Annotated in this window: 1 pseudogene; it reads right to left on the bottom strand. The window is 58.0% G+C overall.

Going from position 1 to position 628, the window contains the following annotated elements:
- Window positions 1–79 precede the first annotated feature (79 nt).
- Window positions 80–628, bottom strand: a pseudogene (locus tag FEM03_RS24620) (integrase catalytic domain-containing protein); the annotation flags it as partial.

Below are 628 nucleotides of genomic sequence, written 5' to 3'. Positions count from 1 at the left end.
CTTGTTGCCTCAAAAGTAAATGACACCGGGGAGGTGTAGGAAAGAGGGTGTCGTTGACTCATTAGGTGTGACACCGTGGTTAGGGGGTCATCATTGCTTCGGCGGGCTCGGAATGCAAGGAGCCCGTAGGGCGACTGGAATGGAGGGCCCGCAGAAGCAATGGGCGCAGGGCCTCTTCCAGTTGGCGGTGCAATTCAAAGGGATTGAGCGCGGCTCGTTGGGCCCGCAGTTGCCTCTTCATTTTCACGGGGATCGCTTTGCTGCCCAGTAGACGCTCACAGGGCGTTTGTGGCTTGTCATGTCGCCGTTTCACTTTCGCTCCGTGCCGGTCTTTGCTCACCAGCTTCGCCGAGGGCAGGAAGTAGTTGTGCAATGGCTCCCACAGCTCACGGTAGAGCCGGTTGATGGCTTCAAGCATCTCCATGTCGTCCAGCCGGTCGTAGCCGAGCAGTTGCCTCACATGGGTCCAGTTCTTCTGCTCCACATGCCCGTTGTCGTTCTTGTGATAGGGCCGGCTGCGCGTAAAACCCACGGCTTTGGGGCGTTGTTGAAAATAGCGCACCAAATGCCAGTTGAGGAACTCACTGCCGTTGTCGCAGTCGAAGCCCTCAATGGCGAAGGGCAACGC

The organism is Phragmitibacter flavus (assembly GCF_005780165.1).
Lineage (GTDB): Bacteria > Verrucomicrobiota > Verrucomicrobiia > Verrucomicrobiales > Verrucomicrobiaceae > Phragmitibacter > Phragmitibacter flavus.
The sequence above is the reverse complement of the archived record's forward strand: the minus strand, read 5'-3'. Positions and strand labels throughout refer to the sequence as shown.